The organism is Tolumonas lignilytica, assembly GCF_000527035.1.
GTDB classification, from domain to species: Bacteria; Pseudomonadota; Gammaproteobacteria; order Enterobacterales; family Aeromonadaceae; genus Tolumonas; species Tolumonas lignilytica.
In genome coordinates, this window is the sequence record NZ_AZUK01000001.1 from 118103 (window position 1) to 134750 (window position 16648).

15 protein-coding genes are annotated in these 16648 nt (G+C 46.1%); 9 read left to right on the top strand and 6 right to left on the bottom strand.

The window, feature by feature from the left end; translation table 11 throughout:
- Window positions 1-3 precede the first annotated feature (3 nt).
- Window positions 4-738 carry a DsbA family protein gene (locus H027_RS0100545; RefSeq protein ID WP_024870592.1) on the top strand — a complete coding sequence of 245 codons (735 nt, stop codon included), beginning with the start codon at window positions 4-6 and terminating at the stop codon, window positions 736-738.
- A gap of 64 nt (window positions 739-802) precedes the next feature.
- Window positions 803-1951: a ribosomal protein uL16 3-hydroxylase gene (locus H027_RS0100550; protein ID WP_024870593.1), complete on the top strand. Its 1149-nt coding sequence runs from the start codon at window positions 803-805 to the stop codon at window positions 1949-1951.
- Between the two features lie 42 nt (window positions 1952-1993).
- On the opposite strand, the gene H027_RS0100555 is transcribed toward H027_RS0100550, so the two are convergent.
- Together H027_RS0100555 and qhpR are read right to left on the bottom strand one after the other, a co-directional pair.
- Complete coding sequence (locus H027_RS0100555; protein ID WP_024870594.1) at window positions 1994-2233, bottom strand: hypothetical protein; 240 nt, start codon at window positions 2231-2233, stop codon at window positions 1994-1996.
- Window positions 2234-2502: 269 nt separating this feature from the next.
- Entirely contained in the window at window positions 2503-3558 is a 1056-nt protein-coding gene (qhpR, locus tag H027_RS17320) for an AraC-like transcriptional regulator QhpR (protein ID WP_038149114.1), read from the bottom strand.
- A 375-nt stretch (window positions 3559-3933) separates the two neighbouring features.
- On the opposite strand from qhpR, the gene eat reads away from it, so the two are divergent.
- The 5 genes from eat (at window position 3934) to H027_RS0100585 (ending at window position 9545) form a co-directional block, all read left to right on the top strand.
- Complete coding sequence (eat, locus tag H027_RS0100565) at window positions 3934-5319, top strand: ethanolamine permease (protein WP_024870595.1); 1386 nt, start codon at window positions 3934-3936, stop codon at window positions 5317-5319.
- Window positions 5320-5394: 75 nt separating this feature from the next.
- The gene (locus tag H027_RS0100570; RefSeq protein ID WP_024870596.1) at window positions 5395-6786 is read left to right on the top strand and encodes an ethanolamine ammonia-lyase subunit EutB; all 1392 of its coding nucleotides are present in this window, start codon (window positions 5395-5397) and stop codon (window positions 6784-6786) included.
- On the top strand, window positions 6783-7574 hold the full coding sequence (gene eutC / locus H027_RS0100575) for an ethanolamine ammonia-lyase subunit EutC (RefSeq protein WP_024870597.1): 792 nt from the start codon (window positions 6783-6785) through the stop codon (window positions 7572-7574). The genes H027_RS0100570 and eutC overlap by 4 nt, the downstream gene beginning before the upstream one ends.
- A 202-nt stretch (window positions 7575-7776) precedes the next feature.
- Window positions 7777-8766, top strand: coding sequence for a 2-hydroxyacid dehydrogenase (locus H027_RS0100580; RefSeq protein WP_024870598.1), 990 nt, complete (start codon window positions 7777-7779; stop codon window positions 8764-8766).
- 218 nt (window positions 8767-8984) lie between these two features.
- Entirely contained in the window at window positions 8985-9545 is a 561-nt protein-coding gene (locus tag H027_RS0100585) for an acetate uptake transporter (protein WP_024870599.1), read from the top strand.
- Window positions 9546-9614: 69 nt separating this feature from the next.
- On the opposite strand, the gene H027_RS0100590 is transcribed toward H027_RS0100585, so the two are convergent.
- The 3 genes from H027_RS0100590 to nagZ form a co-directional block, all read right to left on the bottom strand.
- Window positions 9615-10928, bottom strand: a complete 1314-nt coding sequence (locus H027_RS0100590) for an NAD(P)/FAD-dependent oxidoreductase (protein WP_024870600.1) — start codon at window positions 10926-10928, stop codon at window positions 9615-9617.
- 65 nt (window positions 10929-10993) lie between these two features.
- Window positions 10994-11536 carry an alpha/beta hydrolase YcfP gene (ycfP, locus tag H027_RS0100595; protein WP_024870601.1) on the bottom strand — a complete coding sequence of 181 codons (543 nt, stop codon included), beginning with the start codon at window positions 11534-11536 and terminating at the stop codon, window positions 10994-10996.
- A gap of 105 nt (window positions 11537-11641) precedes the next feature.
- Complete coding sequence (gene nagZ / locus H027_RS0100600) at window positions 11642-12634, bottom strand: beta-N-acetylhexosaminidase (RefSeq protein ID WP_237657911.1); 993 nt, start codon at window positions 12632-12634, stop codon at window positions 11642-11644.
- A gap of 176 nt (window positions 12635-12810) precedes the next feature.
- On the opposite strand from nagZ, the gene H027_RS0100605 reads away from it, so the two are divergent.
- On the top strand, window positions 12811-13974 hold the full coding sequence (locus H027_RS0100605; RefSeq protein ID WP_024870603.1) for a chorismate mutase: 1164 nt from the start codon (window positions 12811-12813) through the stop codon (window positions 13972-13974).
- Between the two features lie 57 nt (window positions 13975-14031).
- Here H027_RS0100605 and aroG read toward each other — a convergent pair whose 3' ends face one another.
- Complete coding sequence (aroG, locus tag H027_RS0100610) at window positions 14032-15084, bottom strand: 3-deoxy-7-phosphoheptulonate synthase AroG (protein WP_024870604.1); 1053 nt, start codon at window positions 15082-15084, stop codon at window positions 14032-14034.
- A 173-nt stretch (window positions 15085-15257) separates the two neighbouring features.
- On the opposite strand from aroG, the gene H027_RS0100615 reads away from it, so the two are divergent.
- On the top strand, window positions 15258-16646 hold the full coding sequence (locus H027_RS0100615) for a DEAD/DEAH box helicase (protein ID WP_024870605.1): 1389 nt from the start codon (window positions 15258-15260) through the stop codon (window positions 16644-16646).
- The last annotated feature ends 2 nt before the right edge of the window (window positions 16647-16648 follow it).

Consider the following 16648-nt stretch of genomic DNA (forward strand, 5'->3'; position numbering starts at 1 on the left):
CACATGAAATTAAAAACACTGGCTACTGCTCTATTGTGCGGCATGCTCTCTTTTAGCACAGTTGCCGCTGAAATGACCAAAGCCGAAGTTGAAAAAATTGTACGTGAATATTTGGTTTCAAACCCAGAAATTCTGATTGAAATGTCAAATGCGCTACGCGCTAAACAGGAGATGCAGCAGTCTGAAACAGACAAGGCATTACTGAAAAAACATGCCAATCAGCTTTTTCAGCAAGCGGATGACCCGGTAACCGGCAACCCTAAAGGCAGCCTCACGATCGTAGAATTTGTCGACTATAACTGTGGCTATTGCAAACGCTCTGCACCGCTGGTGCAGGAATTACTGAAGAAAGATCAGGATATTCGTTATATTTATAAAGAATTTCCAATCTTGACAGAAACTTCAGTCATTGCTTCAAAAGCAGCCTTGGCCGTGAATGCATTGTTCCCTGCAAAATATGCCGCATTTCACGATGCATTGATGGCGCATGAAGGTGCACTGAAATCAACCGACGATATTGCCTCCATTGCTCAAGGATTAGGGCTGGACTGGAATAAAATCTCAGAAAAAGCCAAAGATCCGGCCATTGAACGAAAAATTGCAATTAATCACGCAATGGCTCAAACGCTGAATATTACGGGCACCCCCGCATTTATTATTGGCGATCAGCTGTTACGTGGTGCACCACAGACATTGGACATGCTGGAGCAAAGCGTCCATCAGGCCCGTGGCAAATAATTGATCTCATCTATGGGCGAGACTCTCTGTCTCGCTCTTCTTTACCCTTAATGCAAGGTGTTCTGTGAATCAGCTTAATATCGATCTAGCCGCATTTATGCGGGAATTTTGGCAAAAGAAACCAACCGTTCTACGCGGTGCATATGCACCTTTTAGTGATCCCATCACACCCGACGAACTGGCCGGATTAGCGACCGAAGAACAGGTCGAAAGTCGTCTGGTCACATTCGTTGATGGCAAATGGAAAGCTGAACATGGGCCGTTTGATGACTATAGTCAATTGGGCGAAAGTCACTGGGCATTATTAGTTCAAGCCACTGACCACTGGATAAAATCTGTCGCGGATTTGATTACCCCATTCCGCGGTTTACCGAATTGGCGCATTGACGATGTCATGATTTCATATTCCGCACCGGGTGGTGGTGTTGGTCCGCATATCGACCAATATGATGTGTTTATCATTCAAGGCGCAGGCCGCCGCCGCTGGCGTGTAGGTGCTAACACCCCCGCAGAGCAATTTGTGGCAACACCTGGGCTATTACATGTTAACCCGTTTGAACCCATCATTGATGCCGAACTTGAGGCCGGGGATATTCTCTATATTCCGCCAGGATTCCCGCATGATGGTTATGCAATCACCGAAGCCATGAGTTATTCCATTGGCTATCGTGCACCCAATCAACAAGATCTATTTTCATCGTTCGCTGATTTCTTATTGCAGGAAGATGCCGGTCAATTGCGTTATGCCGATCCGGATCGTGAACTGACAACTGAACCCGGTTTAGTGCCAGCCAAAGATGTGAATGATATTCGCACGTTGATGCAATCGCTGTTGCAAGATGAGCAACTTTTTTCAGCATGGCTGGGAACACAATTAAGCCAAGCCAAACACGAACTTAATATTCTGACATCCGATGAATGGGATTTGATTCCTGATGAGCTGATCCCTGCGCTCGAAGCGGAAGATGAGCTTTATCGTTTGGGTGGACTGCGTTGTCTCTATTTCCGTGCACTGCCTGATGTTTGTTTCGTCAATGGCGAAAAAATGCAGATCCCAGAGGGCGGGCAAGAATTAGCGCATTTGATGTGTAACAGCACCGTATTGACCTTGGAGAACCTGCAGCCTTATCTGGACAACTCTGTCTTGGTTGAATGGATTTGCCACTGGTTCAATCAAGGCTACTGGTATCTGGCCTCAGACGCTGAAGAGTAAGTATTGTCTCACTCCAGCGTCTAAAGCCTGCAGCACTCAAGATTAATTCAGCAAATAACGAACAGCGGTGCGCATATTTGATGCGCGCCCTTTAATACTACCTAAGCAATCACTCGCCAGAAACTCACCACCGTTAGACTCAATTTTCACTTCGCCCACACGACATGGCCAGCCTTTCGCGTCCTGAATGCGGATCATCCATTGTTGCCCTACACGCTCTTCTGCAAACACGCCTGGGTACACTTCATGTCCTACATAAAAACCATTCACAAAAACACTCATAATGCGCTCCTGCTGACCGATGTCTGTTGATAAAGTTGATGCTTAAATAAGCATTCCTGACGACAGAGATAATTTACTGTATTTATATACAGTATTGCAAGATTATTTTTTGATCTCTTATTCCTGAGTAATGACTGTTTTTTAGCAAATGATAAAACACCGTGTAGTCGCACAGATACTATGCACGGGTCGATTACAACGTTCAGGAATTGAGAACTAGCAACAAGATGCCACACAGCTATATGTGTGGCCCTTTGATTGGGAATAGACTAACTATTTCGCCATTGGCGTGGGCTGATATTAAACCAGCGGCGGAATGCACGAGAAAATGCACTCACTTCGGAATACCCCAGCAATAATGCCATATCGGATATTGATAGCTGATTTTGTTGCATATAACGCGTAGCCATTTCACATCGGAGTTTATCCACCAATGTTGAAAAGCTGATGCCTTCTCTTTTCAAATTGCGCTGTAGAGACCACGGTGATAACCCCATTTTGGCCGCAACCTCATCTAAATTGGGCTCACCGTGCATCATCTGTAAACGTACTTGAGTGCGAGTTTGATCAATGAGATCTTGATTGTCCGACATCCGATTTAACTGTCGAATGGTCTGTCGTAACACCATCAACAATGCAGTATCACTTTCCGGCATTGAGCAGCGCACCAAATCAGCTTTAGGAATAATTAATGAGTTGTAAGGCTGTTCAAACCAAACCGGCGCATCAAAGACTTTACTATGTTCATGCCATTGTTCAGGGCGTGGGTGTTCAAAATGCACAGCACGCGGTGCCCAATTTTTTCCTAAGGCATAACGAATGACGTTTAAGAACATGCCTAGGGTTAATTCTGCATCCTGTCGACGACACAAGATCGCGCCATGACGAACTTGATAATCGAGACGCCAGCAATCACCAATATCGACCATTTGAGTCAATGTATGGTGCTGATGCCATTGGAAGTCGGTAGCCATATTGTGCAGGGCATCAGTTAATGTCGGCGAGCTGAGACCAATATAACCAATCAAACCAAGGGATTGTGGTTTAAATTGTTTACCGTAATAAAGACCAAAGTTATCTACGCCAGAGTAACGAGCCGCCTCCTCCATTACTCGACAGTAATTGACCAAGTCAAGACTCAATGTTGGATTGGCGAGCAATTCTGGGTCAATACCGCTGACACCGAAAATACGATCGACATCACCACCATTGGAGCTGATAAAATCACTTAAACCAGTTGCGGCAGCAGCCAATACACCTCGGTTACTGTCAAATGCGTCTGAGATCATGCCAGTCAGCGCAGATTGACGTGCAGAAATGATCATAATTGCCTCTCTCAACGCATGAACGAAATAATTAGTTAGAGATAAGCAATAAATGATCCAATTATTTAATCAATAAATATCAATTAGTTATAAAAACCATGGTGCCTTCGCGATACAATTTGGTGCGTAATGCCCATATTTGTTTCAACGCATGGATATTGCGTTTATCGCCCATACCCGACCACTTCTGTTTGCCTCTGAAATACATCTAGTTGACTTTAGAGAACAAAAATCACCGTTCTCAAGTCAAGTTTTCTGATTTTGCTGGGCGCAATATCACACTACGCAAAGGGGTATACCTTTTGCTTTAGTGATTACGACTCCCAGCTCTGTCGAAGAAAGACAGATGGATCAATTAAACAGAGGTACACATCTATGCAGAAGGACATTGCTGCTCCGAGCTTAAAACGGACACTGGGCAAATTTCATCTTTGGGGAATTGCCGTTGGTTTGGTTATCTCAGGGGAATACTTTGGTTGGAGCTATGGCTGGGCACAAGCTGGCACATTAGGCTTCATGGTAACGGCGCTGCTAATTGCCGCTATGTATACCGCGTTCATCTTCAGCTTTACTGAATTAACCACGTCGATTCCACATGCCGGCGGTCCATTTGCTTATGCATATCGCGCATTCGGCCCTGTGGGTGGTTATGTTGCCGGCTTTGCCACTTTAGTTGAATTTGTCTTTGCACCGCCAGCCATTGCGATGGCTATTGGTGCCTATCTGAATGTTCAGTTCCCATCTATTGACCCCAAAATGATCGCTGTAGGCTCTTATCTGGTCTTTATGGCGCTCAACGTTGTTGGTGTCAGTATCGCCGCCACATTTGAACTGTGTGTCACCATTCTCGCTATCATTGAATTGTTGGTATTCATGGGTGTGGTATCGCCAGGTTTCTCGGTCGCCAACTTTGTTGCCAATGGTTGGGCGGGTAGTAGCCATTTCTCTGGCTCAGCCATATCCGGTATTTTCGCAGCCATTCCTTTTGCCATCTGGTTCTTTCTGGCTATTGAAGGCGCTGCAATGGCTGCTGAAGAAGCGAAAGATCCGAAGAAAACCATTCCTGTCGCGTTTATCGCTGGCATTCTGACACTGGTAGTCTTGGCTATTGGTGTGATGGTCTTTGCCGGTGGTGCCGGTGACTGGAGCAAACTGGCTAATATCAACGATCCACTGCCTCAGGCTATGAAAATGATCGTGGGTAATTCCAGTGGCTGGTTGCACATGCTGGTATGGTTGGGTTTGTTCGGTCTGATCGCGTCTTTCCATGGCATTATCATGGGTTATTCCCGTCAGATTTTTGCACTGGCTCGTGCAGGCTTTCTACCAAAACCGCTGGCTGCCATTAACAGTCGCTATCAGACACCACACTGGGCAATTCTGGCGGGCGGAATTATCGGGATCGCTGCAATTTTCTCTGACAACCTGATTGTCATTGGTGGTCAGCCTTTAACGGCCAATATCGTGACCATGTCTGTGTTTGGGGCTATCGTGATGTACATCATTTCTATGGCCGCGCTCTTCAAACTGCGTCGTACTGAACCAGGTCTGGAACGTCCATTCTCAGCCCCTATGTATCCCTTTGCACCGGCTTTGGCATTAGGTTTGTCCGTAGTTAGCCTAATTGCGATGGTGTATTACAACTTCTTGTTGGCCGTCATTTTTGCCGGATTGTTCGTCGTCGGTTTCATTTACTTCAAAGCCACGCATAGCACCGACAAAATGCAGGAAGGTAACGAGCTGCTGCAGGCACAAGGTTAACTGAATTTCTTCACTCCACGGATTTTGCCACCGTTCGCGCGGTGGCTTTTTTAAAAACATAAGAAAGGAATCAGTATGTATCGGACGACCATAGGCCAACGCAATTATCAATTCCCGGATCTGAAAAGCCTGATGGCAAAAGCCAGCCCGGCCCGATCTGGGGATTATCTGGCTGGCGTGGCGGCAGCTACAGCTGAAGAGCGCATGGCAGCAAAGATCTGTCTGGCAGATCTCCCTTTAAAAGTCTTTCTGAATCACGCCCTGATCCCCTATGAAAGCGATGAAATAACCCGACTCATTTTTGACGAGCATGATCTGCAGGCATTCGGAATAATCAGCCACCTGACCGTGGGTGATTTCCGAGACTGGCTGCTCAGTGAACAGGCAGATAGCATTACTCTCTCTCGATTAGCGCGTGGCCTGACACCAGAAATGGTCGCGGCCGTGAGTAAATTGATGCGAAATCAGGATCTGATCCTGGTCGCTAAAAAATGTCAGGTTATCACCAAGTTCCGTAATACGATCGGATTACCCGGACACTTAAGTGTTCGCTTACAGCCAAACCACCCGACCGATGCCCTCTCCGGGATCGCGGCGGTGATGTTAGATGGGTTGTTATACGGTAGCGGAGATGCAGTGGTTGGCATTAATCCGGCGACAGACAGTTTACCAGGATTAGCAAAACTGAATCACATGCTGGATGACGTGATTCAACGCTTTGAAATTCCAACCCAATCGTGTGTGCTCACCCACGTCACGAACACCATTGAATTGATCAATCGCGGTGTGCCGGTTGATCTGGTCTTTCAATCTATTGCCGGCACAGAAAAAGCCAACGCGGGATTCGGTGTCACCCTCTCGATTCTGGCGGAAGCCGAAGCGGCTGCACAAAGTCTGAACAGAGGCACCATTGGCAAGAACGTGATGTATTTTGAAACGGGTCAGGGAAGTTGTTTGTCAGCCAATGCGCATTTTGGTGTCGATCAGCAAACCTGTGAAGCCCGAGCTTATGCCGTGGCCAGAAAATTCAAACCGCTGCTGACCAACACCGTAGTCGGATTCATTGGACCGGAATATCTCTACGACGGTAAACAGATTATTCGGGCAGGATTGGAAGATCATTTCTGCGGAAAATTACTCGGTGTACCGCTGGGTTGTGATGTCTGCTACACCAATCATGCTGAAGCAGATCAGGATGATATGGATACCCTGCTGACCTTGTTGGCCACAGCAGGGCTGACGTTCCTGATTGGGGTTCCCGGTGCCGATGACATCATGCTGAACTACCAAAGTACCTCATTTCATGACGCACTTTATATCCGTGATTTACTGGGGCTGAAACGTGCGCCGGAGTTCGACCACTGGCTGGAAAAAATGCGCCTGATCGATACACAAGGTCATCTTCTGGATCCGTCCCGACAACATCCGTTGTTGACCCAACTACCCTCTCTGGGGAGTGCTGCATGAACAAACAATTAATCCATCAGAATCCCTGGGATGAACTGAAACAATTTACGGCCGCCAGAATTGCGTTAGGACGGACAGGCAGTAGCTTGCCAACCGAAGAATTGCTGAAATTTGGTCTGGCACATGCACAAGCCCGGGATGCCGTACACCAGCCCTTTGGTATAGACGCATTGGCAGAAGAATTGCATCAACAAGGATTTTCCACACTACAGGCCTATAGTGCGGCCGCTGATCGTGAAACCTATTTGCGTCGTCCCGATTTAGGTCGCGAATTGGCGAATGAATCACGTGAGTGGCTGAAACAACAGGCTGTTGAGCCGATAGAACTGGTGATCGTAGTGGGTGATGGCCTATCTTCTACTGCCATCCATCGCAATACCGTACCTTTTTTATTGGAGTTACGCCCGCGCCTTGAAGCACTCGGCATTGCAATCGGCCCCATTGTTCTAACCCGACAAGCTCGCGTCGCGATTGGCGATGACATTGCTGAGAGCCTGAAAGCAAAGGCAGTAGCGGTACTGATCGGTGAACGCCCGGGTTTATCCTCGCCTGACAGCATGGGAATTTATCTCACCTGGTCACCCCAGGTCGGTTTATTAGATTCCGAACGCAATTGCATATCAAACGTGCGTCCAGAAGGTCTCAACTACCCTGAGGCCGCACATAAACTTAGCTGGCTGCTGGGAGAAGCATTTCGCCGCCAGATTAGCGGTATTAACCTCAAAGATGAAAGTGATAATTTTCCAGATATTTTGTTGCAATATAAAACATCAGCTACACTCATATAAGTCCATCGTCATCCATCATCTGTTGTTTTATATACTCCCCCGTTGTTCGATGTTATTTAAGGAGCCTCTGGCTCCTTTCTTTTTGGGCATTTTAGAACTGAACAACAGATTTGTACGTATATCTTGATATGCATCATAATTTATTGACGATACCGCAAATAATGATGTAATTTTACTACATCTTTTAGGTGGAGACGTACCTATGAAAATCGCATTATTTAGTGCCAAAGCATACGACCGCGACTATTTTGAACAAGCCAATCAGCCATTTGGTTATGAACTGGACTATTTCGATGTTCGCTTAGAACAAAAGACGCTACGTCTGGCTCATGGCTACCCAGTGGTCTGTGCTTTCGTCAATGACGACTTATCACGTCCTGTATTAACTGATTTGGCCAACAATGGAACTCGGTTATTGGCCATGCGTTGCGCCGGATACAACAATGTTGATTTGATTGCAGCCAAAGAACTTGGTATCACCGTGGTACGTGTTCCAGCCTACTCACCAGAAGCGGTTGCAGAGCATAGTGTCGGGCTGATGATGACATTAAATCGCCGTATTCATAAAGCCTACCAGCGGACACGCGATGCCAACTTTGCTCTGGATGGTTTGGTTGGGTTCAATATGTTTGGCAAAACAGCGGGCATCATCGGAACCGGTAAAATTGGTATTGCAACACTCAGAATTTTAAAAGGTTTTGGGATGCGTCTATTGGTGAATGATCCCTATCCGAGTCAGGCTGCGCTCGAACTGGGTGCTGAGTATGTCGATCTGGATACGTTATTCCGAGAATCGGATGTGATCAGCCTGCACTGCCCTCTGTTTAAAGAAAACTACCATCTTCTCAATGCTGAATCATTCGCCAAAATGAAAAAAGGGGTGATGATCATCAATACCAGTCGAGGCGCTTTGTTAAGTGCTCAAGATGCAATCGAAGCATTGAAACAAGGCAAGATTGGCGCTCTTGGTTTAGATGTTTATGAAGAAGAGAGTGAACTGTTCTTTGAAGATAAATCGAATGAAGTGATCACCGATGACACCTTCCGTCGGTTATCCGCCTGTCATAATGTTTTGTTTACCGGACATCAGGCATTTCTGACTCGGGAAGCATTGCTATCGATTGCCAGCACTACATTGAACAATACTAAAATCTTCATTGAAAACGGAAAAAGCGGCAACGAAGTGGAGTAAATTTACAACACATTAATACTTTTATCAGGGGAAGCATTGCTTCCCCTTTGTATATATAGAATTTGTTTATTTACTACATAAAAACTTCTTTGATCTAACTCTCAAATTCACTTGCACACGGCTGATCTGATCTCTAGAATCGCGCGGATTTTTACATAAATCTAACGTTCATCAGGATGATGAACCCTTTGTGTGAGTTATTAACCGGAGAATTTCTTGTGAGCGAAAAATTGGCTAATCCCGCACCATTAGGTCTGATGGGTTTTGGTATGACCACTGTGTTGCTGAACATCCATAATGCAGGCTTCTTCCCTCTCAGTGCGATGATTCTGGCAATGGGTCTGGCATATGGCGGTATGGCTCAAGTGATCGCAGGTATCCTTGAATTTAAAAAGGGCAATACCTTCGGCGTCACAGCATTTACCTCTTACGGTTTCTTTTGGATCAGCCTGGTATTCCTGATCCTGATGCCTAAATGGGGTTGGGCTGATGCAGCAAATGAAACATCGATGGGCTGCTATCTGCTGATGTGGGGTATTTTCACTCTGTTCATGTTCTTCGGTACCCTGAAGGGCCCTAAAGCACTGCAAGTGGTATTTGGTTCTCTGGTCGTATTGTTCTTCTTGCTGGCCGCCAAAGATTTCACTGGTAACGCAGCATTAGGTACATTCGCCGGTTTTGAAGGTATCTTCTGTGGTGCATCTGCCATTTATCTGGCAATGGCGGAAGTGCTGAACGAAAAATTCGGTCGTTCCGTACTGCCTGTTGGCGAAGCGTAATCCGCTAACAATTTAATAATAAAAAAACGCCGCATATTGCGGCGTTTTTTTATTGCTATCAACATGAAATCAATGCAGTTTCAGGCGTGGACGCAGAATTCGGTTTAACTGACCAACCAACATGATCAAACCCGTTTTCACATAACCATAAAGCGCAACCTGGTGCATACGATACAGAGAAATATACATCACTCGAGCGATACGACCTTCGATCATCATCGAACCCCGCATCAGGTTCCCCATCAGGCTACCTACCGTAGAGAAGTTACTCAGGGAAACCAGAGAACCATAATCCACATATTGGTAAGGTTTCAGTTCACCACCGTTGATCTGGGCAAGAATATTTTTCATGCACTGTGTGGCCATCTGGTGAGCAGATTGCGCGCGTGGCGGAACCAATTTCCCGTCTTCCATCGCGCAGGCAGCACAATCACCTATCGCATAGATATGGTCATCCAGTGTTGTTTGCAATGTGCCCTTAACAACCAGTTGGTTACCACGGTTGGTTTCCAAACCACCAATTTCTTTCATGAAATCAGGCGCTTTAACGCCAGCCGCCCAGACCATCAAGTCAGCTTCAATCAGTTCACCATCTTTAGTCATCAACCCTTTATCAGTTGCTTCACTGACGAAGGTAGCAGTACGGATATCGACACCCAACTCGACTAATTCATGATGAGCCGCAGAAGAAATACGCTCTGGCAATGCCGGCAAAATACGTGGCCCAGCTTCAACGACAGTAACCTTGAGGCTACGGCGTGACAGATTTTTATAGCCATAGGCCGTCAATTCTTCTACTGCATTATACAATTCAGCAGACAGTTCAATACCGGTTGCACCGGCACCAACAATCGCGATCTTGATATTGCCATCCTGAGGAATATCTGTGTTGCTGGTGGTGCGGGAACCCGCAAAGCGCAGGAACTTGTCCATCAGAATATTATGGAAACGGAACGCCTGATCCGGGCTATCCAGGAAGATACAATTATCGCGAACACCTGGCGTGTTGAAATCATTAGAAACAGAGCCTAACGCAACGACCAGATAGTCATACTCGATCTCACGTTCGCCTAACACCTCTTCGCCTTTTTCACCGAAGATAGGTGCTAATACAATACGTTTTTCTTCGCGTTTGATGTTGGTCAACGTGCCTAACTGGAATTCAAAAGCATTGTGGCGAGCCTGAGATTGATAGCTCAGCGCATCAACCCCTGCATCCAGTGAACCAGCAGCAACTTCATGCAACAACGGTTTCCATAAATGGGTGCGATTACGATCGACCAGCGTGATCTGCGCTTTACCTTTTTTACCCAATTTACGTCCCAGACGTGTGGCTAATTCCAAGCCACCTGCTCCACCACCAACAATGACAATTTTGGTCATACCAGAAACACCTTTTTCATAACTTATGTTAAGGATGCGTTACACACCCTCAATGACCACTTACATCAACTCGCATTTTTAAATGCTTTAATTCGTTGCAAGTGAGACGACAGATCTTTGAATTTATGGGTTTGTTGCTCATCCCATACAATGTCGTAATAATCTTTCAATGCATCCACTGTTTGGCTATTATCCATGACTTCATCGTTAACAGAAAGGATACAAATACACTTTCCTGCATTTTTTTTACGAAATTCAGTTACACATTTTGATGCGATGTCGGTGTATTCTTCCGGCCGTTCAATTTTTCCCTGCATATTCTCTTCAGGAAAAAGATTAGGATTTATAATTACCTGTCGAATTCCGCATAAAAAGCCAATCCGTTCGCTCCAATATCCACCTAAACCCACACCACAAATCAGCGGATTGGGATCTTCTGTCGCGGTAATTTCACGATGGACTTCTTTTAACAAGTGACTCATATCCTGCCGGGGATGAACAGTGCTGTAGCTAATCATGCGCACATCAGGATCGATAAATCGGAGTTGCATGACCTTTTCATAGTTACCAGGGCTGGTAGCATCAAAACCGTGCAGATAAATAATCATGGTGGATTCCTCAATCAACAACCTTGTCAGAAACCACCATAGCAGGTCTTATACCTTGAGGTCATGGTCAAGCCATGAAAGGCTGCTTAAGATCAAAATATACAGTTAATTAACAAACTCTTCGCTAAATCGACGCACTTTGTCTTGCGTGTTTTTCCAGCGGCTTGTTTCCGTTAAACGCCGCCAATCACCAGCATGATGGCTCAGTAAGGTGTTGGCCCGGCTTTCAGGTGGATTTTTTAAGCCATCCAGAATAGCAATAGCGCCTGCCCTATTGTTACAAGCAAGCAACATATCACAACCTGCCGCCAATGCCGCTTGTGCTCTCTCGGGATACCCGCCGGCAACAGCAGCGCCTTCCATGGTTAAATCATCACTGAAGATCACCCCTTGGAAACCATATTTTTGACGCAATATTTCTTGTAACCAAAACTGGGAAAATCCGGCTGGCTTGTCATCTAATTCGGTATAGATCACATGGGCTGGCATCAGTGCATCTAATTTTCCGGTTGGAATGAGCTTTCGGAATGGCAACAAATCATAGGCTTCTATTTCTTCCCAACTGCGATTATCACGAGGGCTTTCCAGATGAGAATCCGCGCGGACACTGCCATGGCCGGGAAAATGTTTACCTGTCGCCTTCATTCCCGCTTCATGCATACCGTCAATGAATGCTTCTGCCAGTTGAATCACCTGCTCCGGATCACTACTGAAACTTCGGTTGCCGATCACATTGCTGCCTCGATCCAGATCCAAGACAGGTGCAAAACTGAGGTCAATATCCAAAGCCAGCAATTCTGCAGCCATGAGCCATCCACAGTCTTGAGCCAGGTTGGCCACTTGATTACCAGCATGATGCAAAAGGCCCATGGGCGGAATACGGGAAAAGCCATCCCGAAAACGTTGTACCCGCCCACCTTCATGATCAACCGCAATCAACAGTGGTTTAGAGGCGGCCTGTCGGATTGCACTGACTAATGCAGATAATTGTGATCGGTCATGGTAATTGCGCGAGAATAAAATGACACCGCCAACCGTGGGATGAGCCAGGATTTCCCGCTCTTCCGAATCCAGTTCACAGGCTTGAACATCTAACATCAAAGGACCCATACATCCCCGCAAAAAATTAAGAAATGAATTATTGTGACTATTCTATATATAGGCAGACAGGAAGTGTTACCATTTGCTGCATCAGAATGATTTACATCTGGTCATGTTTTCTTTAGTTTTCATATGCGTAATGATTATCGAATTTAATACAAGGAGAGTAAGCCATGGTTACACTGGATGAGATCCGCCAGTCCATTAATGAGATTGACACCCAGTTGCTCACTCTTTTTGCCAAACGCCGTGCAATTAGCATTGAAGTAGCGAAAAACAAACTAAGCAGCCAGCGACCTATCCGTGATCAGCACAGAGAACAGGAATTATTGGCATATCTGACTCAGATCGGACGCCCAATGGGGTTATCCGCCCATTTTATTCAACGCGTATTCCAACTGATAATTGAAGACTCTGTTTTAATTCAACAGGATTTTATTCAACAACAGAAAAACCCTAATATCGCGCAAACTGATAGCAGTGTAGCTTATTTGGGACCGCTGGGTTCCTATTCCAGTCTGGCCGCCCGTAAATTCCTAGGGCGGGAAGTTTCAGAAATTAAGGAAGTGAGCTGTAATAGTTTTAATCAGGTTTTTCAGGAAGTAGAAAGCGGTGCCTGTCATTATGGCGTATTGCCAATTGAAAATATGACATCAGGTTCAATCAATGAAGTCTATGACCTGATGCAACAAACCAGTTTATCCATCGTTGCAGAACTGACTTACCCGATTGACCATTGCCTATTAACGGCAGTTGAAACCGATATTGCCGATATTGAAGTCATTTATGGCCATCCTCAGCCGATTACGCAATCTTCTTACTATCTCGATAAGCACCCGCATATCAAAAAAATATTCTGTGATTCGTCGTCAGCGGCCATGCTGAAAGTGAAAGAGCTGGCATCGCCGAATGCGGCAGCTATTGGCAGTGCGGATGGTGGCGATATTTACGGGTTGATCAAACTGGCAAACGGGTTGGCTAACCAGCCAGATAACTGTACTCGTTTCTGGGTTGTCGCTCGTGAACCCGTGCGCGTGTCTCCGTTAGTACCGGCCAAAACGACATTCATTATGTCGACGACACAAAAAACCGGTTCATTGGTGGAAGCTTTGCTTGTTTTACGGAATCACAACATCAACATGACCAAACTGGAATCACGTCCTATTCCCGGCAACCCATGGGAAGAAATGTTTTATGTGGATGTGGCCGCTAATCTTGAAAGCGATGAAATGCAGACTGCCATTAATGAACTGCAATCTTCCATACGCTATATCAAGATCCTTGGTTGCTATCCCAGTGAAGATGTACATCCTGTGAATAGCCCAACCGCGGAATAGAAAATAAAAAAGCCAGATAGCAAACACTATCTGGCTTTTTTCAGAGACTTATTAAGCTTAAGCGCGACGCGCTTTAACGGCAGCAGCCAATTCTCGTAACAAGTTCGCAGTATCGTCCCAGCCAATACAAGCATCGGTAATACTCTGACCGCAAACCAGTTCCTGACCTTCGACCAAGTCCTGACGACCTTCAACCAGATGGCTTTCGACCATAACACCCATGATGTGGCGATTACCAGAAGCGATCTGACCACAGACATCAGTACAGACTTCCATCTGCTTCTTGAACTGTTTGGAACTGTTAGCATGGCTGAAATCGATCATCATCTTGGTTGGCAAACCAGCCTTTTCCAGATCTTTTACGACAGCAGCAACGTGCTTGGCACTATAGTTCGGCTCTTTACCACCACGCAGAATAATGTGGCAGTCTTTATTGCCTTCAGTAGAAACAATTGCAGAATGACCAAATTTGGTGACAGATAAGAAATTATGCGGCGCACCGGCTGCACTGATCGCATCAATCGCTACTTTTGTGGTTCCGTCAGTACCATTTTTAAAGCCAACCGGGCAAGACAAGCCAGAGGCCAGCTCACGATGCACCTGAGACTCGGTAGTCCGGGCACCGATAGCACCCCAGCTCATCAAATCAGCCATATATTGCGGCGTGATCATATCGAGGAATTCGGTAGCGGTTGGCATACCCATATCGTTCAGATCCAGCAGCAACTTGCGGCCAATACGCAAACCATCATTGATTTTATAGCTGTTATCCAAAAACGGATCGTTGATCAGACCTTTCCAGCCAACCGTCGTACGTGGTTTTTCAAAATACACCCGCATGACAATTTCCAGTTGGTCTTTCAGCTCTTCACGCATAGCCAGCAAGCGCTTGCCATATTCAATCGCAGTTTCTGGGTCATGAATAGAACATGGGCCAATGACGACCAACAAACGCTCATCCTGATCGTTGAGGATCTTATGAATGGCCTGACGACTTTCAAATGCCGTTTGCGTGGCAGTTTCAGTGGCAGGATACCGCTCCAAAAGAGCAATCGGCGGTAATAATTCTTTGATCTCTTTGATCCTTACATCGTCTGTCTGATACATCATGACCTCTACACTATATCTGCTTACAGGCAATTCCTATTTACCTGTTTGTGGCGAATCAATCTAGTTAGATTGCACCGCCCCGTCAATCATATTGTGACTTTGTTCGCCCGGAACCGTTGTACAGGGTATAATACGCCAAGAGCTTGATGCCATAGATAACCAGGAGAGATACATTGCGCTTTGAAGAACTGACCATGCACAAACGATTAAAAGAAGCCATGGCGCACCTTAACTACACCAAAATGACTGAAGTACAGGCACAAACCATTCCTTATGCCTTGCTGGGTCGAGATCTGGCTGTAGCGTCAAAGACCGGATCAGGTAAAACACTGGCCTATCTGCTTCCGTTGATGCATCGGTTATTAACTTCTCGAGCGCTTTCCACTCGTGGTCCGCGGGCATTGATTCTGGCCCCTACCCGCGAATTGGCAAAACAGGTTTATGCCCAGCTTCGCTTTCTGGTTGCAGGCACACAAATACATTGCAGTCTGGTATTAGGCGGTGAAAATTTTAATGACCAGATTAAAGCCCTGCGGAAAACCCCACAGGTATTAGTTGCCACGCCAGGACGTCTGGTAAACCATCTGCAGGCTCGTAGCTTTCTGTTTGACGGTGTCGAAATATTAGTGCTGGATGAAGCAGATCGAATGTTGGATCTCGGTTTTGCTGATGCCTTAAAAGCTATCCATTCCGCAGCGTCTCATCGATTACGTCAGACATGGCTGTTTTCAGCAACATTGCATCATCAGTCGGTTGAAATGCTGTCGGGCTATATTCTGAAAGCACCGCAGACCATTGCTATCGGTGAGATGCATGCAATTCATAGCGATATCAACGAAATCTTTCACCTCTGTGATCATTTGGATCACAAGCAATCTTTGCTACAGCATTTGTTGATGCAACCTGATTATCAACAAGCCATCGTTTTTCTGGCAACACGTGAAGATACAGATCGACTGGCTAATTATTACAACAGCTTAAATATTCCTGCTTTGGCGCTCTCCGGGGATATGAAACAAGCTCAGCGTAATCAGGTGATAGATCAATTTTCCCGAGGTCATGCCAAAGTGCTGTTCACAACAGACGTTGCTGCACGCGGGCTCGATTTACTGCACGTATCGCTTGTCGTAAATTTTGATATGCCGAAACAACCAGAAGAATATATCCATCGTATTGGACGTACTGGCCGCGCGGGTAATCAAGGCACTGCCGTATCCTTAATTAGCCCCAAAGACTGGTCGTCATTCCAGAATCTGCTGGCATTACAACGTCGTGAAGTCACTTTTACTGTTATTGCTGGTCTCGAAGGCAAGTTTAAGGGCGTATTGGCCCCGAAGAATCGGAAATTTTCAGGTAAAGAAATGCACCCGCTGGCAGAAGCAAAAGCAGCTCAGGGTAAGAAAAATCTGAAAAAGAACAGTTCTCGACCAACGGCCAAGAAAACATCGGGACGTGATGGCGGGATTTGGATCCGTGACACGGACGGTTATGCGCCATTGCGGAAAAAAGCACCGACAGAACAACCCTATTCCGAAACGGATACAGGCAACGAAACTGAATGAAA

Coding starts and splice junctions, on each gene's coding strand:
- H027_RS0100545 (WP_024870592.1), top strand. CDS start 4: ATGAAATTAAAAACACTGGCTACTGCTCTATTGTGCGGCATGCTCTCT.
- H027_RS0100555 (WP_024870594.1), bottom strand. CDS start 2,233: ATGAGTGTTTTTGTGAATGGTTTTTATGTAGGACATGAAGTGTACCCA.
- qhpR (WP_038149114.1), bottom strand. CDS start 3,558: ATGATCATTTCTGCACGTCAATCTGCGCTGACTGGCATGATCTCAGAC.
- eat (WP_024870595.1), top strand. CDS start 3,934: ATGCAGAAGGACATTGCTGCTCCGAGCTTAAAACGGACACTGGGCAAA.
- H027_RS0100570 (WP_024870596.1), top strand. CDS start 5,395: ATGTATCGGACGACCATAGGCCAACGCAATTATCAATTCCCGGATCTG.
- eutC (WP_024870597.1), top strand. CDS start 6,783: ATGAACAAACAATTAATCCATCAGAATCCCTGGGATGAACTGAAACAA.
- H027_RS0100580 (WP_024870598.1), top strand. CDS start 7,777: ATGAAAATCGCATTATTTAGTGCCAAAGCATACGACCGCGACTATTTT.
- H027_RS0100590 (WP_024870600.1), bottom strand. CDS start 10,928: ATGACCAAAATTGTCATTGTTGGTGGTGGAGCAGGTGGCTTGGAATTA.
- ycfP (WP_024870601.1), bottom strand. CDS start 11,536: ATGATTATTTATCTGCACGGTTTTGATGCTACCAGCCCTGGTAACTAT.
- nagZ (WP_237657911.1), bottom strand. CDS start 12,634: ATGTTAGATGTTCAAGCCTGTGAACTGGATTCGGAAGAGCGGGAAATC.
- H027_RS0100605 (WP_024870603.1), top strand. CDS start 12,811: ATGGTTACACTGGATGAGATCCGCCAGTCCATTAATGAGATTGACACC.
- aroG (WP_024870604.1), bottom strand. CDS start 15,084: ATGATGTATCAGACAGACGATGTAAGGATCAAAGAGATCAAAGAATTA.